Origin of the sequence: Protofrankia sp. Cj5, from assembly GCF_917627405.1 — a bacterium.
In the GTDB taxonomy this organism is placed as follows: Bacteria; Actinomycetota; Actinomycetes; order Frankiales; family Frankiaceae; genus Protofrankia.
In genome coordinates, this window is the sequence record NZ_CAKJTO010000203.1 from 1 (window position 1) to 3774 (window position 3774).

The 3774-nt window shown below is 70.9% G+C and carries 2 protein-coding genes and 1 pseudogene; all 3 read right to left on the reverse strand.

Annotated elements, in window-relative coordinates; translation table 11 throughout:
- Positions 1 to 888: 888 nt before the first annotated feature.
- Complete coding sequence (locus tag MJ777_RS22500; protein WP_239309475.1) at positions 889 to 1152, reverse strand: hypothetical protein; 264 nt, start codon at positions 1150 to 1152, stop codon at positions 889 to 891.
- 58 nt (positions 1153 to 1210) lie between these two features.
- A complete protein-coding gene (locus tag MJ777_RS22505) occupies positions 1211 to 2251 on the reverse strand; it encodes a hypothetical protein (RefSeq protein WP_239377715.1) in 1041 nt (346 codons plus the stop codon).
- Positions 2248 to 3774, reverse strand: a pseudogene (locus MJ777_RS22510) (cell division protein FtsK); the annotation flags it as partial. The gene MJ777_RS22505 and the pseudogene MJ777_RS22510, both read right to left, overlap by 4 nt.

Here is a 3774-nt window from a genome sequence, read left to right on the forward strand (position 1 = left end):
CGGGGGTGTCAGATGGTTCGTATAGGGGTGGTGGGTGTGGATGTATCAGGTCGGGATGAACCTGGTTCCCTCGGAAAGGGGCCTCGTGGAACGGCGCACAGGCTGGTTCGGTGGTTGCATGCGGCCGCGAGGAACTCCTCGGCGTAGGGGGCACGGAACGTCCAGATGGTGACGGCGGGAACTGGGGAGGCTCTCCCCGGCCGAAACAGGCTGCGGAACCTGGGGAACGGCGACGTCCTCTAACCGGTGAGGAACCGGGAAGTGGGCGATCGTGCGGGGTAGCGTCATCATCAGCTCCGGTCCGGGACGGTCGGCCACTGGCCACACCGCCGCCAGGTAGCGGCATCACAACGGGTTCATCGTCAACCCGTCACACCGCCCGACCGGAGCCCCAGATCACAGCCAGGCCACAGACACACGCCTCGCCGGGCCGGGGCGAAGCCCCGTGAGTATTCCAACCTGACTTTTGTGATCAGTTGTGGTCCCTGGGCTGACGGTGGGCGCCCGACCCAGCGCTTTCCGACGCAGGTCAGGACACGAAGAAGCCATCGGCGATCATGACGGTTTGCGAGAACTCGTAATGATCAACCGATGGTTTCCTGCCCCAGCGTAGACCCGGACGGATGCAGCGCCGACGTCGAAGCCTTCGCAGCCCGACCTGATTGCCACTGTCGCCGGGTGGACGGACGACCCCGTAATCGCCCGTCGCGGGGTCGGCGCCGTCCTCGCCGTCGCGAAAAGTGAAATGATCACAGAGAGTCACCGGAGGTGGTGGGGGCGACCGACGAGCCGGGGTACCCGTGCATCGCGCAGCGATGGACGGGGAGCGATGACGCGAGGTGCGTGCCCCGGTCCCGCGCGATGCCGCGCCCCCTGTTGCCAGGCGTGCTAAAGCCCATCGCTGTAGTCGCGGACCTCCTGGACGGCGGAGCCCAGGGCCGCCAGCGACTCCTGAATACGCTCGCGTGTCTCCATCAGAGCGCTCGTCAGCTGCTCCACGGCTCGGTGGGCGCTGCCGTCGGTCGCGGCCAGGACAATCGCCTGCGCTTCTTCAATCATGGTCAACGCGCCGTCCAGCTGTCCGGTGACCTCATCGGTGCGCCTGAATGCCTCGCCAAGCTGGGACTTGACGTCGGCGATGGTGCTTGTCACAGAAATCCTGCCCTTCTTCTGTCACCGCCGCGGGGATCGGATCCGGACAACCGCCGGTTCACTGACGCCGCGGATCTCGCGGTGCTCCGACGCCAAGCCCAAAACGGACGGCAAGCGCAAGCACCACCAAAGAAATGATCACTCCGGGTGGGTCCAGCGGCGCGACCCGAACGGTCGCCAGCACCGCGGCGCCGGCCGTACCCGCTCCAAGCAGCGCGGCCCGGGCTGTCTCGACGCGGCCCGTGTCGGTGAGGGCTGCCACGCAGACGCCCGCGACCAGCGCGGCAACGGCGAGGGTCGCAAGCAGGGTCGCAAGCGCCGCGACATCGAGGAACAGCCGCAGCGCGGTCACCCCGGCGGCTATCAGCAGGCAGGCCAGGCCGATAACGATTGCCGCGGACGCTGTCGAGCCGGCCCGCGTGACCGCCCGTAGCTCGGCCGCGTGCCCCATCGCGGTGAGACACAGTTCGTGCGCACGGGCCGGAGCCCCGGCCGGGTCGAACGCGGCGGTATCGCCGGCTCCCGCGGCGGGCCGTCCCGAGCGGGTGATGCGTTCAAGCGCTGCGCTGCTGGGACGGCCGCGGCCCCCGGCACCGGCACGACGGTGCTGTGCCCGCATGGATGACCGGCCGGTGTGCTCAGGCAGCGCCACACCGGAGGCGGCACGCTCGTCGGCATCCGGCACCGGGGACGGGCGGAGCTGGTCGAGGTCGCTGATGCCGTGCTGCGCGAGTGGCTCCGCCATCGTCCGCCACGCGTCTTCGACTTTGGCCCGGATCGCCTGCGCGGAGTCCCGGTGCGCCCGTGCGAGCGCGGCGCGCCGTTCCTGGCCCGCAAGCACCTGGTCCGCCACCTTGGTCCGGGCCTGATCGAGCTCACCCAGCAGCGCGCGATAGTGCGCGGCCGCGGTTCTCGGATCGTCGAGATCGGGGTCACGGGCGTTGCCGCTGCCATGGCCGGGCCCCTCGGCTGGCACAGCGAGCGACGCACCCGGTTGCTCGACCAGATCAATCAACGCTCGGTGATCGTGAGTCATGCCGGAGGCCGGGGGTGCGTTCCGCTGGCCGTTGTGGCCAGCGCCCACGACCGGCCCGGTCATGCCGCGTCCACGGGTTGCCGCAACGGCGCGAAGGGGATGATCGTGCGTGCTTCCGCCTGGTTGTTCCGGTCGAACAGGACCGCCCGGTTGACGCTCGCCGCAGCTGTGACCGACCGGTTGCCGGCGAGGCTGAACAGGTCATTGCCGGGAACGCCGACCGCGACCCATGCCCCGATATCATCACGATGCGTAGGGCCAAGATCATCAAGTAGCCGGCCGGGGCCACGCCACCAGCCGAGCAGGTGCACCCGTTGGCCCGGACCCCGGCGGGTCACAAAGCGCAGATCGTCCAGACCGGAGCGACGGGTGGCCGGGTTCTTGGCCTCCAGGACCGCACGCCCGGCATCGGCGGCAAACAGGACGAGCAGCCGCGCGGGCCGCTGGCGGCGCGCCGCCGGTTCCTCCCGCGCCCCCACGGCGGTCCACGGCTGGAGCGGCCCGGGGTGTGGACCTGGCAGGTCCGTCCCGAGAGCCAGCGCGGATTCCTCCCGGGTACGCACCGCATCGCTGATCTCCTGCAGCACGCGGCGCAGCGAGGCCGGGGGGTGCAGCTCGGCCTCCTGGCCGAGAGCACGGACCCGGGCCGCGAGGATGCCGGCCGCCGGGAGCATCTCGCCGGTGACGGCGACGATGTCAGCCCGCATGCCGCCCGGCCCGGCCTGGGCCGCGAGACTCGTGACAGCCGCATGCAGCACGCCGACGGCCTCACGCCGCAGCGGCCCCAGGACCGCGAGGTTACGTCCTGGCAGTGGGGACAGCCGTACGCCCACGGCGGCGGGATGCAGGTCGAGGGGAACTCCGACGAGCGCCAACGGCTCGGCCGTCTCCCCCGCGTCCCGACGGGCGGAACCGCGCTGGTCACCGGGAACCAGCGCGCCGCGGTCAGCCTCGTCGGGGTCGGGGTCGGTACGGTCGACTGGAACGGGCGTGCCCGCGAGCGAACGGAACAGCGGGTTGTCCTCCAGCAGAGCCGGGGCATGGCCCACGAAGACCTTCGGCGGCCGGTTGCCCGCGCCGCCGGCCGCGGTTGCCCGGGACAGGTCCGCGCGCAGCGCCGCGAGCATCGCCGGCTCCGGATAGGCGACCCGGACGAGCTCGTTGCCGGCCGGATGACCATTACGCCGGTTGACGATGGCCTCACCCACACCGGCCAGCGCTCCGGCCGCCTCGTTGGTGGTCGACAGCAGCACCCGCGACTCCGAGATCGAGGTGCGCAGCGCGATCCGCAGCGCGAACTGGCCGAATATCGATCCCCGCTTGCCGGCCGTGGCGTCCAGGGCGTCGATGCCCGACAGAGTCTGGCTGGCGAGCAGCAGGTGGATCCCATAGGCACGCCCCTGCCGGGCCAGCACCTCCAGATGCGAGACAGCCTCCCGCGACACCGCGTCCAGCGGTGTCAGCATCACCTGGAACTCGTCGATCACTATCATGATCCGCGGCCAGCCGGCGCCGCTCCGCGCGATCCGCAGGCCGCGCAGGTCCCGGGCGCCGGCAGCGCGCATCGCGAGAGCGCGATGCTGCAT

Coding starts and splice junctions, on each gene's coding strand:
- MJ777_RS22505 (WP_239377715.1), bottom strand. CDS start 2,251: ATGACCGGGCCGGTCGTGGGCGCTGGCCACAACGGCCAGCGGAACGCA.